Annotated in this window: 18 protein-coding genes and 3 pseudogenes; 13 read left to right on the top strand and 8 right to left on the bottom strand. The window is 44.3% G+C overall.

Annotation, left to right across the window (positions count from 1 at the left end):
- The 9 genes from AB4623_RS08905 to AB4623_RS08865 all read left to right on the top strand — a co-directional run.
- The coding region (locus tag AB4623_RS08905; RefSeq protein ID WP_372146199.1) for a hypothetical protein at positions 1-265 on the top strand (265 nt) is incomplete at its 5' end.
- Between the two features lie 210 nt (positions 266-475).
- A complete protein-coding gene (locus AB4623_RS08900) occupies positions 476-907 on the top strand; it encodes a hypothetical protein (protein ID WP_102421256.1) in 432 nt (143 codons plus the stop codon).
- Between the two features lie 51 nt (positions 908-958).
- Positions 959-1,444 (top strand): DNA repair protein RadC, encoded by a 486-nt coding sequence (radC, locus tag AB4623_RS08895; protein WP_102421255.1) that lies wholly within the window; start codon positions 959-961, stop codon positions 1,442-1,444.
- Positions 1,445-1,547: 103 nt separating this feature from the next.
- Positions 1,548-1,799 carry a hypothetical protein gene (locus tag AB4623_RS08890; RefSeq protein ID WP_016766833.1) on the top strand — a complete coding sequence of 84 codons (252 nt, stop codon included), beginning with the start codon at positions 1,548-1,550 and terminating at the stop codon, positions 1,797-1,799.
- 709 nt (positions 1,800-2,508) lie between these two features.
- Positions 2,509-2,865 carry a hypothetical protein gene (locus tag AB4623_RS08885; RefSeq protein WP_372146197.1) on the top strand — a complete coding sequence of 119 codons (357 nt, stop codon included), beginning with the start codon at positions 2,509-2,511 and terminating at the stop codon, positions 2,863-2,865.
- Positions 2,866-2,903: 38 nt separating this feature from the next.
- Positions 2,904-3,290, top strand: a complete 387-nt coding sequence (locus tag AB4623_RS08880) for a hypothetical protein (RefSeq protein WP_017100396.1) — start codon at positions 2,904-2,906, stop codon at positions 3,288-3,290.
- Between the two features lie 78 nt (positions 3,291-3,368).
- Positions 3,369-3,704, top strand: coding sequence for a hypothetical protein (locus AB4623_RS08875; protein WP_017098616.1), 336 nt, complete (start codon positions 3,369-3,371; stop codon positions 3,702-3,704).
- 54 nt (positions 3,705-3,758) lie between these two features.
- On the top strand, positions 3,759-4,202 hold the full coding sequence (locus AB4623_RS08870) for a lytic transglycosylase domain-containing protein (RefSeq protein ID WP_017098615.1): 444 nt from the start codon (positions 3,759-3,761) through the stop codon (positions 4,200-4,202).
- Between the two features lie 590 nt (positions 4,203-4,792).
- Positions 4,793-5,152, top strand: a complete 360-nt coding sequence (locus AB4623_RS08865) for a hypothetical protein (RefSeq protein ID WP_016790675.1) — start codon at positions 4,793-4,795, stop codon at positions 5,150-5,152.
- Between the two features lie 18 nt (positions 5,153-5,170).
- On the opposite strand, the gene traI is transcribed toward AB4623_RS08865, so the two are convergent.
- The 3 genes from traI to traD all read right to left on the bottom strand — a co-directional run bounded on the left by traI (position 5,171) and on the right by traD (position 15,261).
- Positions 5,171-10,948, bottom strand: a complete 5,778-nt coding sequence (traI, locus tag AB4623_RS08860; protein ID WP_372146194.1) for a conjugative transfer relaxase/helicase TraI — start codon at positions 10,946-10,948, stop codon at positions 5,171-5,173.
- Positions 10,949-11,020: 72 nt separating this feature from the next.
- Positions 11,021-12,544 (bottom strand): hypothetical protein, encoded by a 1,524-nt coding sequence (locus tag AB4623_RS08855; RefSeq protein WP_372146192.1) that lies wholly within the window; start codon positions 12,542-12,544, stop codon positions 11,021-11,023.
- 611 nt (positions 12,545-13,155) lie between these two features.
- Entirely contained in the window at positions 13,156-15,261 is a 2,106-nt protein-coding gene (traD, locus tag AB4623_RS08850) for a type IV conjugative transfer system coupling protein TraD (protein ID WP_102258447.1), read from the bottom strand.
- Positions 15,262-15,345: 84 nt separating this feature from the next.
- Here traD and AB4623_RS08845 point away from each other — a divergent pair.
- Positions 15,346-15,879: pseudogene (locus AB4623_RS08845) on the top strand (integrase).
- A 187-nt stretch (positions 15,880-16,066) separates the two neighbouring features.
- A pseudogene (locus AB4623_RS08840) lies at positions 16,067-16,141 on the top strand (S-adenosylhomocysteine hydrolase); the annotation flags it as partial.
- On the opposite strand, the pseudogene AB4623_RS08835 reads toward AB4623_RS08840, so the two are convergent.
- The 3 genes and pseudogenes from AB4623_RS08835 to AB4623_RS08825 all read right to left on the bottom strand — a co-directional run.
- Positions 16,133-16,372: pseudogene (locus AB4623_RS08835) on the bottom strand (IS6 family transposase); the annotation flags it as partial. The pseudogenes AB4623_RS08840 and AB4623_RS08835 sit on opposite strands and share 9 nt — an antisense overlap.
- A gap of 117 nt (positions 16,373-16,489) precedes the next feature.
- Positions 16,490-17,752, bottom strand: coding sequence for a type II toxin-antitoxin system HipA family toxin (locus AB4623_RS08830; protein WP_017100094.1), 1,263 nt, complete (start codon positions 17,750-17,752; stop codon positions 16,490-16,492).
- Positions 17,739-18,074 (bottom strand): helix-turn-helix transcriptional regulator, encoded by a 336-nt coding sequence (locus tag AB4623_RS08825; protein ID WP_017100095.1) that lies wholly within the window; start codon positions 18,072-18,074, stop codon positions 17,739-17,741. Before AB4623_RS08825 ends, AB4623_RS08830 begins: the two co-directional genes overlap by 14 nt.
- 426 nt (positions 18,075-18,500) lie before the next feature.
- Between AB4623_RS08825 and AB4623_RS08820 the strand changes: the two genes are divergently transcribed.
- Both AB4623_RS08820 and AB4623_RS08815 read left to right on the top strand, forming a co-directional pair.
- Positions 18,501-18,905 carry a nuclear transport factor 2 family protein gene (locus tag AB4623_RS08820; protein WP_017100096.1) on the top strand — a complete coding sequence of 135 codons (405 nt, stop codon included), beginning with the start codon at positions 18,501-18,503 and terminating at the stop codon, positions 18,903-18,905.
- Between the two features lie 28 nt (positions 18,906-18,933).
- On the top strand, positions 18,934-19,638 hold the full coding sequence (locus AB4623_RS08815; RefSeq protein WP_017103707.1) for a TetR/AcrR family transcriptional regulator: 705 nt from the start codon (positions 18,934-18,936) through the stop codon (positions 19,636-19,638).
- 713 nt (positions 19,639-20,351) lie between these two features.
- Here AB4623_RS08815 and AB4623_RS08810 read toward each other — a convergent pair.
- On the bottom strand, positions 20,352-20,741 hold the full coding sequence (locus AB4623_RS08810; RefSeq protein ID WP_017100563.1) for an HIT family protein: 390 nt from the start codon (positions 20,739-20,741) through the stop codon (positions 20,352-20,354).
- Positions 20,742-21,149: 408 nt separating this feature from the next.
- A protein-coding gene (locus AB4623_RS08805; RefSeq protein WP_372146191.1) for an IS3 family transposase occupies positions 21,150-22,300 on the bottom strand; the annotation gives its coding sequence in 2 pieces (ribosomal slippage) (positions 21,150-22,057 and positions 22,057-22,300; 1,152 coding nt in all).
- Positions 22,301-22,381 lie beyond the last annotated feature (81 nt).

Genomic DNA, 22,381 nt, shown 5'->3' with positions numbered 1-22,381 from the left:
TGATTTAGGCAACAACGCCATTCACTACCTTAAAACTATGGTGGACTTGGGCGTTACCCTTTGGGCAAGGCTTTTTGCTTGTATCTTTCACCTATGGCCTAAGAGTGGCATCACCCTGATGAGTCACTGCGTGCCGCCTCAGAATGTGCCTCTCTACAGTCCCTATCTAAAAGGATATCGCTGCAATCCTGAACGCCAGCGCCTCGTCATTCTTCCTCGTTGCCGTTCGTCGTACCTTCTCACTCCTTTCACTGACATCCATTAAGTTCGAGTAAGGGCTTGTTGCCTTATGTGCCGGTTTTCCTTTCGACTCGCATCATTTGATGGGGCTCGCAGACTGTTGACCCTCCTAAATCAGAACCTTCTCTGCAAGGGTGAATGAACGCTTCGCGCCCCTGCAGAGAAGAACCCTGTTTGAGGTAGGGGCAGCCAAGCGGCTCCATAAAGTGATACTCAAACAGAAAGGAAACTCCTCATGGCACAACGACACTCAAGCCCAACTCTCTCTAAACCGATGTTCAGCGACCAGCGTTTCGCCGCTGGGCACGAAAGCTCACCAAAAAATGATATCTCCTGTTGGGTCGTTGAACGTGCAGTTCGTTCGACTGTTTCAGCGACGGTTTCAAAAGGACTTATCTGGGTGAATTCAACGGACTTTAATTCGAGCGTTCGAGCGGTCAAAGTGCATGAGATTTTACTTAAGGAGTTTGGTTATACCGACTCTTTGATCTTGGAGGAAAGCCAGAAAGGAAAAGGGGTGAGCATTAGCGTATGTGACCGAGTGGCGACGGTAAAACAGATGCGAGAAGATTACGCCTACGCGAAAAAAGAAGAGAGAAACGTTGAAACGACCGCTAAGCATCAAGCGAGAGCGAAAGACCTTCTGACTAGCTTGTATGGCCAATAACACGGACTGAGCGCAGCCCATCACGACTTTAAATATTAAAAGGGATCTATTATGTCTGTACTTGCTAACTACTCTAATCACAGCCTTTTCTCTGTCGAAGAAAAAAATATCTTGAACCATGCCGCGAGCATTTTAAAATCTAAGTTGTTTGTGTCAGAGCAGACGCCACTCAATTCCCCTGAATTGGTGAAATCATTTTGTCAGACTTCACTCGCTTCCAATGAAAGCGAAGTGTTTGGGGTGATATTTCTTGATAGTCAGCATCGGGTTTTACGCACAAAAGAGATGTTTAACGGCACCATTGACGCCGCATCCGTTTACCCTCGTGAAGTGGTCAAAGAGTCACTGGCCACAAACGCAAGTGCAGTCATTTTTTATCATAACCATCCCAGCGGTGATGCCACACCCAGCCAAGCCGATCGACGTATTACTCGACGACTGACTGACGCGTTAGCCTTGGTTGATATTCGAGTACTCGATCACTTCGTGGTGTCTTTTGAAGATGTGGTGTCGTTTGCGGAGCGTGGTTGGATATAACCATTAGTTAGTGAAAAATGTCTCTCATTCACGCCTATTCTGGCGTGAATGACTTCGGTAACGTAATGCAGTAAACTAAAGACAATTAAATAAGGTTTCTATTATGTCTGAATCAAGCAAAGTCACATTAAGCGTTGAAGAGCTGATCAACCTAACCGCTCATGCTGCCACTCAAGAGCAGTTAAATGATACGCGTAAAGAACTCGATCAGAAGATCGAAGCGGTTAGGAATGAGGTCCTGGGGGTTCGTAATGAAGTGAGTTCCCTTAAAAACCTCATTATTGCAACAGCCTTCGCGATGATTGCGACGGTAGCCGGTGCCGCGTTTTGGGTGGGTAGTCATATCAACGTTTAATGTTCAAATATGTTTTCTGAAATGCCTCTTATCCTAGAGGCATTTTTTTTGTTCTCGTTATGTCCTCGATCGCTTCAACGCTCGCGCTAAAAGAATTTAAGCCAAAGGCTCGACCGCAAGCGGTCGTCAAACCGGCTCTCAGTACCACAGTGCGCCCATTTACTCGATGTTTGATTATATTGCTTTGTCATGGTGTCACTTTGTGGGTTTGTGGCTGATAGGCGCCTTTTTTATTATAACGGTTTAAGGCTGATTTGAAGCGTAGCGTCATGATAAAGGCTTGAGTTGTGCGTTACCCTTCGGGCAAGGCTCTCCGCTTGTATCTTTCATCTATGGCCTAAGCGTGGCATCACCCGGGTGAGTCACTGCGTGCCGCCCCAGAATGTGCCTCTCTACAGCCCCTATCTAAAAGGATATCGCTGCAATCCTGAACGCCTGCGCTACTGCGTAGCTGCGCCTCGTCGTGCCTCCTCGTTACCTTTCACTGATTTCAATTAAGTTCGAGTAAAGGCTTGCTGTCTTATGTGCCGATTTCCCTTTCGACTCGCATCATTTGATGGTGCTCGCAGGCTGTTAACCATCCTCAATCAGAACCTTCTCTGCAAGGGTAAATGAACGCTTCGCGCCCCTGCAGAGAAGAACCATGTTTGAGGTGTGGACAGCCAAGCGGCTCCATAAAAGTGATACTCAAACAGAAAGGAAACTCCTCATGGCACAACAACATACAACCCCAACTCTCTCTAAATCGAATTTCAGCGACCAGCGTTTCGCCGCTGGGCACGAAAGCTCACCAAAAAATGATATCTCTTTACTGCGTATTCCTCAGCGTCCAGAGGGAGAAGAGCACGGCTTTTCTCTTACGCCGTGTAGCGATATTACCTTAGCTGAACTCAAAATCGCGGGATTTACTCTGCGTGATTCTAAGTTCTACCCATCCACTCTGGCTGAGGTTGAGAAGAGTATCTTACATCACTTTAAAATAGGGGACTTAACTGACAATTTTATTGTGAAGGATGTATCAACCCCTTCGAGAGCCCTCTTTTCGTTTCACCGTTGCCCGTTTTAATTACTGGGATATTTTTGTATTAACGTCAGGAGTAAGTCATGAAATATCTCTCCCACTATGTTCAAGACAAACAAACGCTAGCATTTAATGAAGCAGGGGCATTTTTTGCCTTTTCCACTAAACAGTTCGATGAAGCAAAAAAAGAGGGCGTGAAATATGCGTCGTTAGGTATGGGTTTAATTTGCCCTGTTGATAATGCAAAGCAATTAATGACCCGTTTAGATTCTATTGCTCAAGAAGGGATCGCAGAAGACATCGAAGAGAATGGTAAAAAAGCGATCATTCGCCGTGAGCTATTCAATCACGAGTGTTTTTATACCAATGACATTTGTGATTGTGTCGAAAGTCTCGAAGGGTATGGTATTTCTTACGATGAAGTGTATGAGGTATTTAATCACATTCGTAAAACGGAAGACGTTTCTTAAACGCTAAAAGTAAAGCGCCTTGATATTTGCTGTATCAAATATCAAGGCAAATTCAATTTAAATACAGGGGTAAATAAAATGAACATTAAAAATCTTACATCAGGTAACGAAGAAATAAAAGAAAAAAATTATGTTTGTACGGCTGTGCCGTTTGATCTTGGCCAAGTCGTTTGTACACAAGGCATTGCTGAACTGCTAAATAACAATATTGGTGTGAATTTACCGATTTACTTACATCGTCACCAAAATGGTGATTGGGGAAATGTCTGTGTTGAAGATAAACTTACCAATGATGAAGCCACCAAGATAGGCGAGCGGGTTTTATCCAGTTACACCATTTGTAATGAACAAGTCTGGATAATTACCAAGCGTGATCGTAGTTGCACTACGATTTTGCTCCCGAATGAATATTGATGACGTCAATTCACGCGATATAATGGAGTTCCTTTGGACTCCATTTTTTAGTTTATGAAAAAATCAATCTTATTATTGTCGGTATTTCCAAGTGTTGGGTATTCGTTTTGTTTTGATGAAGCAGGACAACATTATAATGTTGCTCCAGCTTTGCTGCGAGCGATAGCACAAGTTGAAAGCAGTCTTGATCCTAATGCTTATAACGAAAACAAAAATAAAAAAGGTCAAGTAACCAGTCGTGACTTTGGACTCATGCAAATTAACTCTATTTGGTTTCCTCGATTGGCTGAATTTAATGTCAATAAAGCCAATATTTACGAACCTTGTTTTAATGTTTCATTAGGTGCGTGGGTATTAAGTTCTAACTTTGCGAGTCATGGTTATTATTGGAACAGTGTCGGCGCTTATAATGCGGGTTTTTCCAAACGCACCGAGAACACCAGAAAAATATACATCCAAAAAGTCCAATCGGTTTATTTTAAGATGAACGTTCAATAAAAGGATTTGCACCATAATGGTGCGAGGTCTTTAGCTTTTCCTCTCGCTTTCTTCCTTCAATTTCCAGATCCCCCGCATCCCTCGTTCGTCAGATTCATTCGCCACCTGGTCGGCTTTTGTCTTTCGCTGTCAGTTTTTCCCGTCGCTTTGATTAAGGAACTCAGATCATTCGTTCTGAGTTGTTGGTTAGTTGAGTTGGTGACCACACACCACGCTAAATCGTAAACGATTTAAATGATTGTCTGTGATGAATTTAAAACCTATAAAGACAATGACTTATGCTTAATAGTGGAGGCGAAATAGAGCGTGAAAAAATTTTCAAAATCTCAACTAATTAGCCGCTGAAATCCCAGTGTGAAAATATGTAATTACATTGAATTATCATTGGCGCCTTTCTGTGTAAGGGATTGTGGTGATTTCAATCTAAATTCAATGGGATTTAATTAAATTGTTATTTATCCCTTTATCGGTAAGGTTGTAGCGGTTTTTTCAAAACTAAGTACAATGGGTTTACATTGAGAATTTATTGGATTTCATTGAGGCTTAAAGGTGGGCTTCATTGACATTCATTGAGGAGAAAAAGCTAAATTATGTCACGTTCTTACCCTTTACAAAGCTCCCTTCGAGGGAAGCTAGAGCAAGATTTTAAGAAGTTCAGAGACAGAGAAAAGTTAAGTGATGCCGAGGCAACTCGTCAGCTTTTTACCTTGGCGTTGCGTATCAAACTGAATGACAGTGACGATGAAAGGCCGTCGAACCGTGAGTTGATGGAAGAAACGTATCGTAGAGTTAGGCAGGTACAAGGCGTGCTAAATTTAAATTTGGCGCATAGCTTTGATGGGGAGGGGTATTATAAGAATAAAGCGGATTCGATTGAGCAAAGAAAATCCAACACCGCTTTGGTTGATAAAAGCGTCGATGAATATCTTGAAGGCGAAAAAAAAGGGTAGCCATTGGCTACCCTTTTATTATCGCTCTAACTCTCTGTCGATTTCTCTGTCTTCCCACTGACTCTCTTTCTCTGAGTGATTAAATTCCATCTCTTGTTGAGGTGAATATTCTTTTGGCTCAAAGTGGTCGAGTGATTGGCTGTCGGTTTCTTTTTTCTCATTATAGTTGAGGGTGTCTAATTCGCTCTCTTGATGAGAAGTGTGCGTCTCATTTAATTCAATGTTATGTGCGCTGTTATCTCGCTCTAATTTGTTAATGCACGATTTAATGTCCTCTTTAAGATTATCGTCTGACATGAATTGAATGTCTCGTCCATTAAAGTTCTCGACGATTTTCTCAATGTTGTTCGGGTTTAAATCGTGGTTGCCGTGATTTAATACAATAATGATGTTCTGTCTCAGTTCATCGATGGAGATGTTTTGAATGTCGTTCTTGTGATTGACGTTGATAATGTCAATCTGCCCTTGGGTTTGGTCTCGAATTAAAAACGAGTGTTCAATTGAGGTACTGATGATGGTGGTGTTTAAATTCTCTCCTTGATGGAATTGGGTTAATTGTTTGGACTTTGTGCCTAGGGTTCTTGGATTAATGTCTAGGGAGGTGTCTTTATTGCCTTGAGTGTCTAAATAGGTCACTTCAATGGCTTTAGTTTCACCTTCTTTATTGTGGATGTTGGTTAACATCGCAGGATGAAGAGATCTATCTTCGGATGAATAGACCGCTGGGTGGAACTTAACCTGGTTATTTTCAATGTTATTGACACCGAGCTTGTTTAAGTAGGTTTGGGCCAGTGTGTTATCCATCGGTAAGCTTTGATTGATATAATCTTTAGCCCGTTCTTCAAACTGCGCAATATGCCTAGGTGTGGTGCTCAGTAATTTGTCGTGTTGACTGTTTTCCTCCAATTGATATCTGTCCGGTTCGTTTAGCATCTTGTGCGCTTCATTCATCGCGGCTTTATAGTTCATTTCCTTATGACTCATTATAAGGTTAATCAATGCGCCTTTTTCGCCTGTGGTGTAGTCTTTAAAATACCCACGATATTCTCCAGTTAGGGTCACTTTAATCGCCGATTTTCCAAGGCCAAAGGTTAAATAATCCCGGTCTGATTTGGATTGATTCGGCTGGCCTAATAACTGAATGGCGAGGCTTTCGGTGTATTTTGGTAGCTGCGTATTGATGTGCTCCCTAAATGTGTTGTAGTCAAAGTCACCGCTTTTATTTTGGAACCGAACGTCTTCGTGAGGGAGGGCATTTCGGTTAAAGTAGGTGGTGTCTTTGGGGGGCGTTTGGTTGAGGGTTTCTATTGCACTGGCTTTATGGCTTTCTTTAGAGAGCCAGCTTTTGACCAGTTGTTTGGTGTTGTCGGTATAGAGGCGAATGTGCTGACTGGCACGGGTGACATCGATACCGGCGCGTCTTAAGTTGGTCAGTGCGCCTTTGCTTTGTATCGCGCTAATGACGTGTTGATAGGTGGACCCTTGCGCCATGTCTGCGGTTCGACTGTAAGCGTAGTCCCAATGCCCGTCTTTAAGCTCGTTGGGGTTAATGGTGAGCGCTTGTCCTGTTTTGGATTGCGCTTTGATGCCTTCCTCATTGGCTTGCGTGATGCGGTATTCGACGTTGGCTTTGATGTCACGACTTTTATCGGTAAAGCGCGTGATGATTTTATCGCCCGTCGAAAGTGGCTTTTCTGACGCAGAGAACAGGGTGGTGAAGCGGTGGTCGCGGTTGCGCGGTAAGAATGGCCTAGTCTTACCTGTCGCTGCGTCTTGAAGTGTCACCACGCCATGCTCTGAGTCAACGTGAGTGATTGTCGCGTACTCACCGGGTCTGGTGCTCAATATCAAGCCTTTTTGATACGGCATCATGGTAGTGAGCTCTTCACCCGTGGCGCCGATTGAGCGTAGCCGGGTTGCGACGACGTTCTCTTTGCCTAACTCACTCTGTTTCATCAAACCGACACGGATGTATTCGGTGATGGTGTCTCGCTCCTGGTTGGTGTACGCGATAATCAGTGTGTTGTCTCGCGTTTCGGGGGTGCGCTCTAAATAGTCTTTGGCGACCATGTAGGGCAGCTTCTCTGTGGCGGTGAGCTGCGCTCTGCGTCGGTCTTTGTCGTTTTCATCCAACGTGGAAATGACATGTTGACTGTTGCTTTGAGTATCAGGGGCTTGCTGCTGGAGTTTATCTAGGGCGCTGAGTGGCTGTTTATCAATGGTGTTTTGCTGTGCATTGTGCAGGGTGTCATTTTGTGGACGTACCATATCGGTCATGTAAGCGGTATCGATGCGGCCTTGGCTTATGGCCAGCTCAAAGGGTTTACCGGCACTGAGTGATAAAAGCTGCTCTTTATCGCCCAATTTGGCTGTTTTGGACTGACTGTCATTGACCAGCTTTGTGAACTCATCGGCTTGCTTATTGCTGACCATGGAGCTTTCATCGAGAAAGAACAAGGTGTGTTGATAGTCACTGGCTTCTCGATTGCCTTGTCGGATGTCAGAGAGCAAACTGTCTAGCGTTTGCGCTTTCACGCCTTTGCTTTCGAGCTCTGCTACCGCTGCGTGCGTGGGCGCAAGACCGATGACGCTTTGCTCTGGTTGCTGGCTGGCTTCTTTCACTAACTGGATAAATTCAATGTTGGATTCAAGCAGGGTGGACTTACCTGTGCCGGCTAACCCTTGGATGGCCACAAAGCTGTCTTTGGTGGTTGAGATAAGGGTGATGGCGTCCTTTTGCCCTTGGGTTAGGCGAGGCTTGGTATCGAGAAAGTCTTGCACCTGCTTAGGCGTTGCAAAAGGTTGATGTTGGCCTTTACCATCATCGATGTTTTGCAGGATGCGCTTTTCAGTTTCTAGCGCGGCTTGCGTCGTCCAGCGTGTGCCGTCACTGTACTCTGCAGAGAGGGTGTCGCTGCGTTTAGTCAGCTCTGTTTCAACCTGCTCTTTGGTAATAGAGCCTCCTGCTTCTTCAAAGGCGTAACGCACCGCTTCCACCACTAAGGCTTTTTGGCTAAACGCCGCTTCTCGCTCTGAGAGGTGGTTCAGGGCAAAGCTGACCGCTTTTTCGATGAGTGGGGCGTTTTGCGCTTGCGCGAGTGCTGACAGCGCTTGACTGACATCCTGCTTTAGCCAATCTTGGGTGGCATCGTTTAGGTAGCGGTCGTTGACGTTTTGCGTCTGTAATACGCGCTCAATGGCCGAAGGGGAGACCTGTTCTTTTTCGAGTGCGCTTTGGGCTTTTTCTGGTTTGTCGGTGAAGATATCAAGGCGCTCTGTTTTTTCAGTCAGGTCGTTTATCAGGGGCTTAGATAGGGTAAACGCTTTGCCAGACAGTAAAGTATGGGCTTTTGGCTCAATATGGTGGGCGCTATGAACGTAGTCGTATTGCAGCGGCGCGTCTTTTAGGCTCTCTAAGTTGACGCGCTGCGTTTCCCCTTTGCTCTCAAGCGTGAGGCTTTCTTTGTCAATGTGAGTGACAAGGTAGCTTTGGTTCGCGTCCAAGCCAGCAGGGAAGTGTTTGCCTAGCGTTTGAAGGCGTTCGCCTTGGGCGATATTGAGACTTTGCGGTTTATTGATTTGCATCTTCATGTGCTTAAAGGCGCGACTGGACGGGTCAAAGGTGTGTGATTGTCCATCGCGTTTGCTGAGTGCGGTCATGGTGTTGCTCTCTTTGTCGATACTGGCGATGACAAAACTCTGAGGTTTGTTTTTCTCCCAATGGGTGAGTGTCATGCCTGGTTTGTAGTGTTGAACGAGGGGTTGTTGCGCTTTAGAGAGGTGGTGAGGGGTTTGAGTGAATAGGGTGGTTTCGTGTCTGGCGAGGGCGCCGGTATTTTTGAGCTGGCCCCGTATCGCTTCGGTTAACCGCCGCTGCTCGACGCTGGAAGTGGCAATCACTTGCGTGTTGGCTTTATCGGGGAGGTCGGCGTACACCCGCGCTATCCTATCGGTATCATTGTCATGCAGTTTTACGTTGGTGTTGCTGGCTCGCTTGCCAACCCAAGAATGACTCTCCACATTGCCTTTTTGATACAGCGAGATAGCGTTATTGGCTTTAAATCCCTGACGGCTTGATACGCGGTTAAGCATCACCACTTTACTGCTCGATTGTTTGGCTTTATCGGTGAGGGCCAACAATTCATTGGCGCTCATCTTATTGGCGTCATCGATGAGCAAGACATCTTTATTGGTCAGCGGCGTATCGCTTTGCAATAAGCTGTGGGTGGTGTGGCGCTGCTCTTCTGAAAAGAGCTGACCAACCCAAGCGCTGAGTGTTTGACTTTTGCGCTGTACGCTCTCCATGCTATCAGCCTTGGCTTTCACGCTTTGGGAGACCAATTGGACACGTTTACCGCTGTGATTACCTACATTGAGTAGTTGCTGCGCAATATCTTGTGATGAGCCATGCACATTGACCACGTGGAACTGTTTGGTGGAGTGGTACAGGTCGGTCAGTATACGCTGCTGGTTTTCAGAGATAGCGAGCTTGTTGAGCGTGCTGGATTCAACGTGGGTGCGCATGTGATGCGCACGACCTTGGGTGCTGTCGATAAGCGCTTGTTCGTTATCAATTAAGCCTTTGGTGGTGTATTGCCCTTTGTGACTGAGTCCTATCAAGTCGCCCTGCTTAATCATTTCATCCGCGACTTTTTTGATATCAAGGGCGTTGAGTTGCACGCCGCCTTTGGTGAACTCTGAGGCGGTGAGTTCAATGATTTTTTCAAGGTGTAACGCGGTGCTGTATTGCCCTAGATGGTCAATGGCTCTGCTGATGGCGGCTTTGGTTTCACCAAGTGGTGGGGTGTTTTGCGCTTCTTTTACTTGTTGCGCCATGGTGACAAGCTCTGCGGGTTCATACCCTTGGTCTTTTACGGTGCTTTGCCACTGTTTGTTGAGGTTGTCGTTACTCTGGTGGGTTTTGCTTTTACGAGTGTCGAGGGTCGCGACATCTCGCGCGGCGCGAGAGTCAAAGCCTAAATCGAGTGTGCGTTGATCAATTTGCTGTTTGCGAGTGGACGATGCATCAAGAATAGGCTGAGGGACACCGCTGATTTCGAACTGACCGTTGCCGACGCCTCGCGTGGAATAACCGAGGGTTTCTGCCTCCTTAGCTAATTGGCTCTGGTACAAGATACCGTAGTATTTTTGGAAGTTGTAGATGCGCTCGCCTGTGCCGTTAATGACGCCCCCTTTTTGTTTTAAGCTGGTTGATAAAGCGCGTAAATCCCCTTCTTGGTCTCGAGTCATGTTAGCTGCGAGAGCGTGCGAGTGCACTTGCATGTCGTTTTCACGGCTGGTCTTGTGGCGCACGACCGCAAATATCATCGAATCCGTATTTTCGTATTCTTGAACGCCTTTCTTATGAGTGACTTTGACTTGTGCAACGTCTTTTTCAAGCTCTGTTAAGGCGAACTTCACTGCGTTGTTATGCGCTTCTATTAGGCGGGTGTCCCCGCCAATAAGCGCGAGAACACTGATGGATTTAGGCGCAGAAAACGTCAGGTCGAAGCCTGATTTGTGTTTCCCCCTTTTCCCTTTAATAGTTTCATCACCAAGACTGCCTGAGAGGACCGATTCTAAGGTGGCTTGCTCTACGGGTTTGCCAGCCAGTCCCGCTTCGATGGCCAGCTTGCCATGCCAGAAGGTGTTTTCTTCTTGGTCTTTTTCTTTGAGGTAATAGTTATCACCGGCATCTTTTTCTAAAGAGACGTCAGGTAGGTCTTTGGGGGTTTCTTCGCTTAGGTAGTACTTTGCAGCGCCAGAAGCGGATTTAAGAGGGCTGATAGAAAGCATGACGGTGTTCCCTTGTGTAATGCCAATCACCAATGATGGCGATGAATTGAGTGGTGGGTGCTGTTACTGCGGTTACAAAATGATCCCAACACAAGCAAATGAATTGCTAGCGGTTAACGTTCTTTCTTCGTGAATGGTGACGCCATTTTCATCAATGTGAATGGACGTAATGCCCGCTTTAAATCGGTCTAACGCTATTATTTCTTCCTTGGTTAAATGCTTGCCATGAGTCAGGCATTCTAGACGGTTAAAGCTATATTCATCGGCGGCCATTGCTGGTTTCGAAGAATCAGAATGCTTCATGCACTCATTGCCATACAGCCAATCTTGAGCACACTCTATATTTGGCTCTAACTGGTAAGTCATATGATGGGTGACGCTTGAAAAAGAATGGGACCGGCTTGTCCATTTGTAGCTCACTTGAAAACAATCAACCTCATCGGGAATGACGGCATACCAACCTCGACTTTTGGGGGAGGTATCTAAATAAACAGACACGTAGCGTTTGTTTGGCCAAAAGCGCTTTGTTTTTGGATTGCCGTTTGGTTTCGCCCAATCGGGACCTATAAATTCAAAATGAATGTCTGTTACCTTGTTGCTGGTCAGCTCAGGTGTCAGAAATATTCTAGGCGTAAATTGAAGGTATCGTTCCTTGGGGTATAGAGGCAGATGGATGTCGAGTTGGTGTTTAATGGCCGATTGGATCTCTGAGTGTGCTTGAGTGTAGCATTCTGACCATTCAAGACTTTTTGCCGCCTCAATGGGTGACATGCCCCGGGCATATAAATCGATATAGGGTGTCCAATCTATCTTGATGTATCGGTATGGGATTTTTTTGAGATGCGCTGCAAATGCCTTAAACCATTCTTTCCATTGGTCGTCATATTCGTGGGTCATTTTTCCGTTGAGATAATTAAGACCTTTGCGAGTAAAAGTGACGCACCTTTGATCATCGTTGAGTTCTAGGTAATTTTCTGAAATCAGTTGCTCTAAGATGTCTCTGATTAGCATGCCAGAGTGTGGGTAAACATCCAAAGCGCGCTCTTTTGCTTGAGACTTGCTCAAGCTCATTCGCTTTTCTTTCATGTGCGCTAGATACTGAGTGTTGATAGGGTCTACTTGGTAATTTTTTGTTCTTGGCCACAGCCAATCTAAAAGGTCGCGGGCATAGGCCGTATTCGGTCCTAATTCTAACGTATAGGACGTTGGCGCTTTGGGTAGGGGGGGAAGCTCTTCTTTATTGCCATTCATGGCGTTTAACTCTTCGGTAGTTAAGTTTCTTAGTATGACATGGGTAAAGCCTTCAATATTGTCGATGTGCTCCCCCAAGCTGACTCTGACACTTTGGATGAAAGGAATGATGGATGCTTGGTTAAATAGAATGTTGTGGGTTGGCTCGTGGTGCGTGACTGCTTGCGCTTTTAAGTCGTCCCAGTCGCCATAACCTACCGCTTGAGCGCAAATCGATAACCATGTGTTTTTTTCGGTGGCGTTGCCCTGAATGATTTCAGCGAAGGTAAGTTGATCGAATATAGTGTGTAATTGTTTCTTTAATATCGGTAGATGGTCAGAATTAAAGAGGGTCTTATTTGACATGGTAATTCCTTGATGAATGAACGTAAAAAAGCCTTGCCATTGCAAGGCTTGGAAGAGTGGTTGAGTGATTATTCGAGATGATGAGGCCCTAGGGTGTCGTCTCTATGGGGCGTTACGCTTTTCATCGATTTTCCTTTAATGAATCTCATCAATGATAGGGCTTACGTTATGGTGCACTATAACTAAATATCTAGTCATGACTAAGATTGAGTCAGTGCACTTTTTGACACGCTGGGTGCCAAGTACATGAAAGTCAGGCCTATCGAATTCAATAAACCAAATAACGAGTACTTCATGCTGATGCTCAGGAGTAAAGCGAATACTGCAAAGGTGAGTACGATGTAGTGAGGAGTGTTGGGGCGTTTTTTAACAAAAAAACCACGATGCGCTTCAAACCATACAGTGATAAAAAGCCAGTGGACGCGATGAAAAGTTGCGTCCACTGAAATTGACTCTCGGTGATCTGCATAAAACAAAGTGCAAAAAATAAGAGTGAGACGACCAAGGTCTCGAAGATTAATGTAGACAAACTCGGTAACATAAAAATACCTAATACATTTGGTTTGCAATGACCTATTTCTGTCTTGTGTGGCTATCGACTATTTGATGCGCTATTCAACCATATCGCCCGCTTCCATCTCGATATCTTGAGATATCGCCGACTCGTCGAGCTCTTGATGCGCGCGATCTTGAGGGGCATTGTCTGATTTGAGCTTTTCCGACTCCTTGCTGGCTAACGCTTTGACTGTCTCACTTCGTTGTGCTTGTTGGATTTGGTCGGTTTCCAGCTTCATCTCTTCCGGCGTTTCAAATTGCTTGGCTTGGATTTCTGTGAGTGCGTTACGCTCTTCTTCGTTGAGGAGCATACCTGGGGCGACACACTCAAAGTAAATCGCTTTTTGATACGCTTTGGTCATGGCGGGCGATGGGGTGTAATCACGTTTTATAAAGGCCGGTGTCACATCTCGCATCTTATCAAAGTGCAAATCCAGTCGAGTGATAAAGCTGCTTCCTGGTACGCGAAGGTAACATTGCAAATCATCCATGGCTTGGATTTCACTGCTAGAGATAACCGGTCGTGTCACCGTCTGGTGGCCAATCGATACCCCATCACGGAGTGCATTTGCACCGTAAGAAATGTGCTCTCTTGAGACATCCACCTCTTGCTCACCCAAATCTTTGGATGAGATTTGCGCCATCTGCGCTGATGGGGCGCGAAAGTAAAAGCGAGAGTTGAGTAAATCAAAAATAACGTCCGCGGTATTTTTTCCGTAGGTTTTCACGAGCTGCGCATAAGACTGGAGACCAATCACATAACAGCCCCCAAACTTACGCACTTCGGCAATGATGGTGTCAAGCTCAGGCAGTTTATGCAGACTTGGCATTTCATCCATAATCACCCAGATGCGGCGGTCTTCATCGTCTTTGAGTCCCAAGATAGCGTTAGAAGCAATGGCAAGCCACGTCGAAATCAAAGGACGCAATGAGGCGTGTTGCTGCGCGTTACTCGATAAAAACAAAAAGCCTTTTTGTTTGTCATCTTGTACCCAATCGGTGATAGAAAACGGTTTACGTTTGGGCTCTCCTTTCGTGTCTTTGTCATCCAAGCCATCTAAAAAGCGTAGGCTCTTAATGTAGGTAGCGAGCACCGACTTAATGGAGATGGCCGTCTTTTTGATGTCTTTCGAGACCAGGGAAGCAGACTCTGTGCCTTGCAGGAAATTACCCAGGGTTTCAAGTTCAGACGTGAGTATCAGGCTAAGCAGCCTTGCGGTCGAGCAGGGCTTGTCATCTTGGCTCATGCGATACGCCGCACTTGAAAAGATAGTCCGGGCGGAGTCGACCCAGAATGGGTCACCTTCGCCATGCTGCGGGATAAGGGCGCTGGCGATATTTTCAAAGTCAGGGGCTTCTTTTGCATCGCACCAGACATCCCAATTGGCGCAGCGTTCATCGAAGGGGTTGAGTAAGGTGTCTTGGCTAGGGTCAAAGAACTTACTGGTAAAGGTGCAGCCTTTATCATAAATAATCGCTTTATCCCCACGTTTGCGTATCCAGCGCAGCAGTTTCCGCAGCATGACGGATTTACCGGCCCCTGTGGTGCCGTCAATCAGCATGTGCTGCACTTCAAACTCACGTTTAAATAAGGCCAGCCCATCCACTTTGAAATCAGAAATTCGTCCGTTGCCTACACCCTGTTTCTTGAGTTTCTTTGCCCGTTTTTTCAAATCATTTGTGAGCACTTTGGGTTCGGCGTATTGAAAGCCTCGAACGTGGAAATCTTCACTTTGCTTTTCGCCTTGTCGTTTAAAGAAACTCATGGCGAGCATCAAAATAGCGAAGGCAATACCGATGGCAATTAAGAAGTTGATTTGTATTTGGTGTATCACGTTATCGTAGAGGTCGATGAGTTGGGTGTTTTCCAGTTGGGAGGCGAGCGTACCAACGTAGCGTTTCCCGCTCCAGAAAGTCGTGACTTCGCTGTTAAGATCGTGCCCAAAGCTGGCATAGATATGATTGCGCCAGTAGTAGAACACAGACCAAAAGGCGTTATCAGGAGCGCGTAGCCAGGTTAGAACACCAGTGAGTGCTATCACCGACCAAATGGCGGCGTAGACTAAGGTGTTGTTGACTTGAAAGAACATCCGAATGGAGTGAAAAGTAATTTGTCCGCCACGGGTAAAGTGGTTGCCGGACGCGCGTTTAGGTCTAGGCATAGTGGTTCCTTGAGAGTTAAATGCAGTACTTTTTATATAATTACCTGCGTATGCAGATGAGCTGGTTTAGATTGGAGGTCAATTATGTGGACGAAGAAAGGTCATCTAACAGGGCAGAAAAAGTCCTTCAAGCTTGAAGATATCTGGCGAATTCGCACTAGGCTTGAAATCGACCTTGCTCAATCTCGCTATCGATTGCAAGTTACGTTCTTGTGACTTACTTAGAATGAAAGTGAGGGATATCTCTTCTGGTGGTGCGATTCAAGATCGCGTGCTTTACAGCCAGAGGGGTACAGTTTGAGCTCACTTCACGCACTGCACAGCCAACTCTCTGCACCAGACTCTATTTTCCCAAGTCCTCGAAGGCAGGGTAAAGCAATTAGTTGTAGCAGCTACGCCACCATCATTTTCCGCTGGGTAACGGAACTCGGCTACGATCCCTATCTCTATGGTACCCACTCGATGCGCCGTACCAAGGTGACGTTAATTTAGGCGAGAACCAAAAACATTCGCGCTGTGCAACTATTACTTGGCCATGTTAAGTTGGATAATACCATTTGCTATTTAGGCGTAGAAATTGAGGAGGCTCTGAACATCTCTGAGGGGATAGACTCATAGTAAGGTTGGAGTGTTGATTTTAGAAAGGTCATTTTTAATGACCTTGAAATGATTATTATAAAACAATAGGTTAATAATATTTATTCGTTATTTTTGCCGTATTATCCCCTTTGAGTTTGCCGTATTTCTTCCTGTCATAATAAGGTTGCGTTATATTACGAACACGTATGAAAGTTAGGAGGTTCAAATGACAGCAGTTGATCGCGTTTATCAAAAGATAAAGCGCTCCAGACGCTATGTTTTTGAGCGCAAAGACTTTGATGTAGGTTTCACCCATTCGCCACGAGCCAGATACGGGCTTATTTCTACACCTCGCTCTGTGCTCTAATACTGGCGTAAATTTGATAACCCAACGATTAATAGTGGCCTGATCCACAACGACTCCGCGCTCCAATTGTATCTCTTCAATTTCACGATAACTGAGTTTATAGGCGAGATAATAACGTACGGTTTCGAGAATAACTTCAGAGGGGAAGTGGCAACCTTTAAACATTGAGATTCAGAGTATTAGGTAAAGATTGAGTAAATCTTTACCGACAACGCAAAACTTTGCGACAAAACCCATCATGTCGTACGGACATTGTTTATTTAGATATTCCATGTATTCTACTTAATGACCATCTTGCGGCTTTAAATGTTCCATTTCATTGAATATGTAGTTATTCAATATCACACGTTTGAAAAGTAACTTTCGCGTAACTTCAGGGACATCTACTTCGTTACACACGGATTCAAACTCTTGGGTAATCGTAGAAATTTGAAACCTAATAATTTCTTCTGCTTTTTCAGCCTTAATATTGAAACTTGGTGCTGCTTGCATACAAAGTGATAACAGAGATAAATTAAGATTTTCGAAGATCTTCATTCCATGACTCGCCTCCCCACCTGTACGGTTTTGTGGACAAATATCATAAGCCGGTGACAGGGATATTTTCTCCCCTTCTACAAAGAAAGCATGATTTCGAGCATGGTCATCCGTATTACCGATCAGTACATTAAATACCATCCGTGCAAATAGCTCTTGGCTATCAGAGGTAAAATCGATGCAATACTGCTTCATATTGTTCACTAGGTCTGCGTAAGATGCCTCTCTAGCCCATGTTTCATCTAAGCCTAAAACTGTCAGCCCGGACACCATTGAGCGACGACACCAAACGTCACCAACTAACGCTCTATCAAAGCGTCTTACAAGAAGAACATCTTTTCCTAATACTTTTTCAAAAATAACTTCGGCAACATTGAGTCCTGCTAACTTGGCAAGCCTCATTGCTACGTATTCTGATTGTACAACTTCGTAAGTATCATTTGATGCTGAAAACTTAGCAATATACTTAGCTTCATTACCAGTGATCATCGCTTTCGGGCGAGCACCTCCGAGGGATGTACCATGCATAAGTGCTCTATCCAAATCCGAAGAGATTTCCTTACCTTGACCGACGATTTCAGACGCATTGTATAATTCTTCAAGAGTTGCCGCATCAGTAGAACGATCAAAATACTCAGTGGCCGATTCTTGAAAATCGAGAGAACCGATCCGATCTGAAGCGGAATGCATCAAATACGTCATTTCGCCTAACTCAGCATCGTAGTCTTTGCCCATCAACCGAGAATTAATGACCCTACGTCCCCAAGCATCTGGAGCTGCATCACGCAAGCAAGAGAATATAGGCATACCTTGAACTGGTTCCTTAGTACCAGCAGAAAGCGGTAATTCATTTGAGTAAATTGGTTCTGCATCTGAACGTTTCAAGTAAGACTGACCGTACGTAAAATGTTGGCCAGTTTCATCAATAGTGAGTCTACCTGCTACCACAGGCTCTGATTGTCCTTTAAGCCATTTCCAAACGAAGCATTGATTACTAGAAGTCATCATCTAAAATTACCTTTTTCCTTCTTACTCGATTAGGCAGTAATGCCTCAATTTTCGCATTTGTTTTACGTTTAATAGCAAACTGGTTTTCATCGGGTTCAAATAAAGGAACACCTAATACCCAAGCAGTTTCGAAGTAGAGTCCGATACTTACAGACGGATCACCTTTAAGAATCTTTATCATAGTGGGCTTAGATACCCCAACTCGGGAACAAGTCTCTTCTACAGTGATTTTCTTTTCCTTACGCTGGATTGTAAGCATCGTGGCAAAATGAGTTAGTGCGGCACTAGCAACAGTGCTAACCTGAATGTTACCTCTTCCCATAGTAAATTAACCTTTACCGTAAATATAATAAGGTAAATATTAATTTACCAAAATTTAAATGTCAAAGTAATAGGTTAGAAATAATTATAGTAAAAACTATTTTACTATAAAAATCTTAAAGTGAATTGTAGTTTACAATAAAACAGTCATTGAAATGACTGCAATGAAAAACAGAGATCCTGTCTGAACTCTCTATTTAGTTATTGCTTTACCACACTTTGGTCGAGTAGACGACACCTGAGAAGCTTTTGGACAAAACCTTCCAATTACAGTCAATGATGCGAAATGTTTATGCATTTAATGCAGGAGTGCATTCATTGTTAATGCAGCACCTTTCATTCTATTAAACAGCTACAAACTCAAGCTTGCTCTCATTATTGTTCAGTGTACAATATAGTATTGCACACTGAACAATAGAGTAAAATCATGAATGCCAATACGATAGCAAACAAATACCTTGAAGCACTTGAAGAAGCAAACATTGAAAAAGTACTATCGCTTTTCACGCCAGATGCGTTGGTGAGTTCACCACTTTACGGTGAACGTAAGGCAGCAGACTTTTATCCTGAATTGTTTGAAGATACGAGCAGTTCAAAGCTAACCTTGAAGGGCGTAATGGAAGGGAAATCAACTCGTGACTGTACAGATTTGATATCTATCTGGTTCTACTTTGACTGGACACTTGCCAATGGTGAACCTGCACCTTTTAATGTTGTCGATGTGTTAGAAGTCGACAAAGGTAGCCGCTTGATTACCAAATTAAATATTGTTTACGATACTTTTAACATTAGAAGTTCGTTCAATCTGTCTAAAAAGCAGACCTCCCTTTAGCAAGTACTTTATAGATAGCGGTACCTTTATGAAAAGAAAAGCAAATACAACACCTCTCTCTAAGGAAATTATAATCGAGGTAGCACTGAATCTTATTGCGGAGAAAGGAATCGATACGTTTAGTATTCGAGACGTAGCTAAACGGTTAGATACCTATCCAACAGCTATCTATTGGTATTTTAAAAACAAAAACACACTGTTAGGTGAAATTGCAAATACAGTGATGTCTAGTGTCACACCTAACTACGGTAACCTGGATTGGCACGTCTGGTTGACCCTGTTATTCCAAAACTACAGAGGTGCAGTAAAACACCATCCCCACATCGCAGATTTGATAGGAGGGCGACTTCTGGCAAATGCGTATCAAGATCCTAGATTGCTAGATGGAATTATAGCTGCTCTTTTGGATGCAAATTGTCCGCCGTCTCATATAGTCCCTATGTACAACACAGTAATTGCATCAATGTGTGGTTTCGTAACCATGGAGTTCGGTCATTTACCGCTAGATAATGCGGATGAATGGGAAGCTAAGTTAAGAGGGGAGGCTAAGAAGGTAGAAAATAGTGAGTATCCAAACTTAACTCGTTTTCTACCTCAAATGATGAATGCTTCTTTCATTTTACGCTGGCAAAATGGCTATGACAAACCGATGGATGAGAGTTTTAATAGGTATGTTGATGTTTTTATAGATGGTTTGAAACACCAGATTAACGCACTAAACGAGATGCCATAGCAGGAATTTTATACCTTATGGTAACGTTAATTTCAGAAAGTATTGTGCTTAACTATGCACCTCATGAAGCCAATAAGACACTTTTGAGTTAGAAAGTGCCACGAGTCAAAATTCAGGTCTATGAAGCCTCTGGACAAAAGCTTGTTACGATCTACGGAGCACACTGTATTTTCTGATTACTTCAGGTATAGAAAACATGGTTAGGCAAAAGGCAAGACTTGACCCCATTAGTTCGTTCGTGCTGCCCAAAGGGCTGCAACGGGTTCGAGACTATGGATTTATGCATGGCAATGCGAGGCGGTTAAGGCTGGCTATCTTACTCTTGCTGGCACCACAGTGGATCTGTCCGATGCTAACGTCTCTCCCTGTGCGCAGCAAAGCCGTACGAACGTGCCCTTGTTGCGAGCACGAAATGGTGTGCGTTGGGATCACCCGACCGAGCTAGCCAGCTGACGAGCCGAAAGGTGCTCGCTTATAAGGATAATGGTGCAATGAACACCGCGGAGGTCTAACACGTAAAAGAGACACAGGACAACTATCGGCTTGGGCAGATCGTCAATGATCGGCTCAATGGCTTCATTCGGCTTGAAGACGCGAGGGGAGCCTAAACCCCTCTTGCTCAGACTGAGCAAATTACTAATAAAGGTGTCACCGTGACGGGCTTGTTCAACAACCAGATAAAGTGTCGGCTGGGCGACACTTATCCTTATTTGTTATAAGCGTGCCAGAGATTCGCGCAGTTTTTCTATGCTTTGAACTCCAATCTCACTACTTTTCCACCCAAATTTGTCACCATTAAACCTAGGAAAAATATGGAGATGGTAATGTGAAAGCTCATTGAATTTACCGTTATTTTGAATAAAAGATATACCATCTGGTTCAAAAGTTCGCTCAATACGTTGATAGAGGTCTCTGGCCACCGATTGAATTTCTGTAAGAACTTGGTCTGGTAATTCAATGTAACTTTCGTAAGGGTAGGTTGGGCAGATCAGTATGTGTCCAAAGTTAATAGGATCATGATCAGCGAAGGCTATAACATCACTAGACTCATATACGATTACAGCTTCAATTTCTCGATTAACTATTTGCTCTACTATTGTCATTTGACCTCTCTCGACCAAAGCTTATAACGCTTATTAGGCGACAAATTGTCGTCTTTCATCTTTCGGCAATGCCATCATTTTAATATTAACTCAACTGACAATCAATAAGTTATGACACATGAAGGGAAGTTAGATTGCAAGATGTCGCCTAATGACGAGAATGAACGGTTATCAACTCAATCGAATAAGTTTTAGTAGGGTAAACGCACGCCCTCTAAATTGTGTAGAGTATTTAATCTAAATGTTTTTGGGGCAGAAGTGTTTTAGAGTAGTCGCACTAAGGCACTGTGATCACCAAGCGATTCTGTCGTATCGTAACTACCAAGCGACTTTGTCATTCGCTTAATTACCGAGGGAAATTGACGGTCTCTATTTTTATGATCTGCTCCAGCAGGACTGGACACTACATTAAGCGACATTTCGTTGTTCAAAGTTAATTGGGCTTAGATACCCAAGAGCACTGTGCCTTCTTGTTCGGTTATAATCAACCTCAATATATTCAAAGATCGTTTGACGCATAGTGTCTCTAGTCATGATCGGCTCATATTGGATCGCTTCAACTTTCATCGAGTGAAAGAAACTCTCTACGCAGGCATTATCCCAACAATTTCCTTTTCTACTCATACTTTGCTTTAAATTATAAGCAGTTATGAGTTCACGATAATCTTTAGAGCAGTATTGGCTTCCTCTATCACTGTGAATAATTACATCCTCTGGGAAGCCACGACGGAATAAGGCCATCGACAATGCATCACAAACTAGAGTCGCTGTCATTCGTGTCCCCATAGACCAACCGACTACCTGCCGTGAGTACAGGTCAATAACAACCGCTAAGTAAAGCCAGCCCTCACTCGTTGCTATGTAGGTGATGTCGCCCGCCCACTTCTGGTTAGGAGCACTCGCTGTGAAATCCTGTTCGAGTATGTTTGGTGCTACAGGCATTTTATGGTTGCTATCCGTTGTGCATTTAAATTTGCGGGCTGCTTTCGCCACCAAACTCTGGCGCTTCATACTGGTTGCGATGGTCTTAACATTATGTTTATTCCCATTCTCAGCTAACTCAACCTGAATACGTCTTGCACCATCTCTGCCTTTGCTATTTTCGAAAGCTTCCTTCACCTTTTCATCCAACACGTGTCGAGCTTGTAGACGCAAGTTGTCTTTATAGCGATGCTTGATCCAATAATAAAACCCACTTCGGGAGACCGAGAACACCTTGGCCATGCGATAAACGCTAAAGTCCACCATGTTCTCGAGCATAAATTCGTAGCAATCTATTTTAGATTCTTCGCGAAGTAGGTGGCGGCCTTTTTTACAATATCTAGCTCTTCAGCTTGTTCGGCCAGTTGTCGTTTAAGTTTGGCAACTTCAACGGCAAGATCTTTTTCTCTTTGGCTAGAATTGGGGTCTTTCGTTGCAGCTTTACGCCAGCCGTAGATTTGAGATTCATGTAGCGAGAGCTGCTTTGCGGTGGCAGCTACACCTACTTTCTCTGCTAACCTCAGAGCTTCGGCTTTGAATTCAGGAGAGTGGAGAATACGTTTCTTCTTGTTTGTCATGGTTCACCTCGTTAGTGATTGTACTCACTTAACGCAGTGTCCAAAACTACTGGTTCAGATCAGTTATCAAGAAGCCATTGA

It is taken from the genome of Vibrio sp. 10N.222.52.C12, assembly GCF_041474215.1.
In the GTDB taxonomy this organism is placed as follows: domain Bacteria; phylum Pseudomonadota; class Gammaproteobacteria; order Enterobacterales; family Vibrionaceae; genus Vibrio; species Vibrio crassostreae_C.
This window is presented reverse-complemented; position numbering and strand designations above follow the sequence as displayed.

Excerpts from the sequence above, each read along its gene's own strand:
- radC (WP_102421255.1), top strand. The coding sequence starts at position 959 with ATGTCTGTACTTGCTAACTACTCTAATCACAGCCTTTTCTCTGTCGAA.
- AB4623_RS08810 (WP_017100563.1), bottom strand. The coding sequence starts at position 20,741 with ATGACAATAGTAGAGCAAATAGTTAATCGAGAAATTGAAGCTGTAATC.
- AB4623_RS08875 (WP_017098616.1), top strand. The coding sequence starts at position 3,369 with ATGAACATTAAAAATCTTACATCAGGTAACGAAGAAATAAAAGAAAAA.
- AB4623_RS08900 (WP_102421256.1), top strand. The coding sequence starts at position 476 with ATGGCACAACGACACTCAAGCCCAACTCTCTCTAAACCGATGTTCAGC.
- traI (WP_372146194.1), bottom strand. The coding sequence starts at position 10,948 with ATGCTTTCTATCAGCCCTCTTAAATCCGCTTCTGGCGCTGCAAAGTAC.
- AB4623_RS08885 (WP_372146197.1), top strand. The coding sequence starts at position 2,509 with ATGGCACAACAACATACAACCCCAACTCTCTCTAAATCGAATTTCAGC.
- AB4623_RS08820 (WP_017100096.1), top strand. The coding sequence starts at position 18,501 with ATGAATGCCAATACGATAGCAAACAAATACCTTGAAGCACTTGAAGAA.
- traD (WP_102258447.1), bottom strand. The coding sequence starts at position 15,261 with ATGCCTAGACCTAAACGCGCGTCCGGCAACCACTTTACCCGTGGCGGA.
- AB4623_RS08815 (WP_017103707.1), top strand. The coding sequence starts at position 18,934 with ATGAAAAGAAAAGCAAATACAACACCTCTCTCTAAGGAAATTATAATC.
- AB4623_RS08890 (WP_016766833.1), top strand. The coding sequence starts at position 1,548 with ATGTCTGAATCAAGCAAAGTCACATTAAGCGTTGAAGAGCTGATCAAC.
- AB4623_RS08870 (WP_017098615.1), top strand. The coding sequence starts at position 3,759 with ATGAAAAAATCAATCTTATTATTGTCGGTATTTCCAAGTGTTGGGTAT.
- AB4623_RS08830 (WP_017100094.1), bottom strand. The coding sequence starts at position 17,752 with ATGATGACTTCTAGTAATCAATGCTTCGTTTGGAAATGGCTTAAAGGA.
- AB4623_RS08855 (WP_372146192.1), bottom strand. The coding sequence starts at position 12,544 with ATGTCAAATAAGACCCTCTTTAATTCTGACCATCTACCGATATTAAAG.
- AB4623_RS08825 (WP_017100095.1), bottom strand. The coding sequence starts at position 18,074 with ATGGGAAGAGGTAACATTCAGGTTAGCACTGTTGCTAGTGCCGCACTA.
- AB4623_RS08865 (WP_016790675.1), top strand. The coding sequence starts at position 4,793 with ATGTCACGTTCTTACCCTTTACAAAGCTCCCTTCGAGGGAAGCTAGAG.
- AB4623_RS08880 (WP_017100396.1), top strand. The coding sequence starts at position 2,904 with ATGAAATATCTCTCCCACTATGTTCAAGACAAACAAACGCTAGCATTT.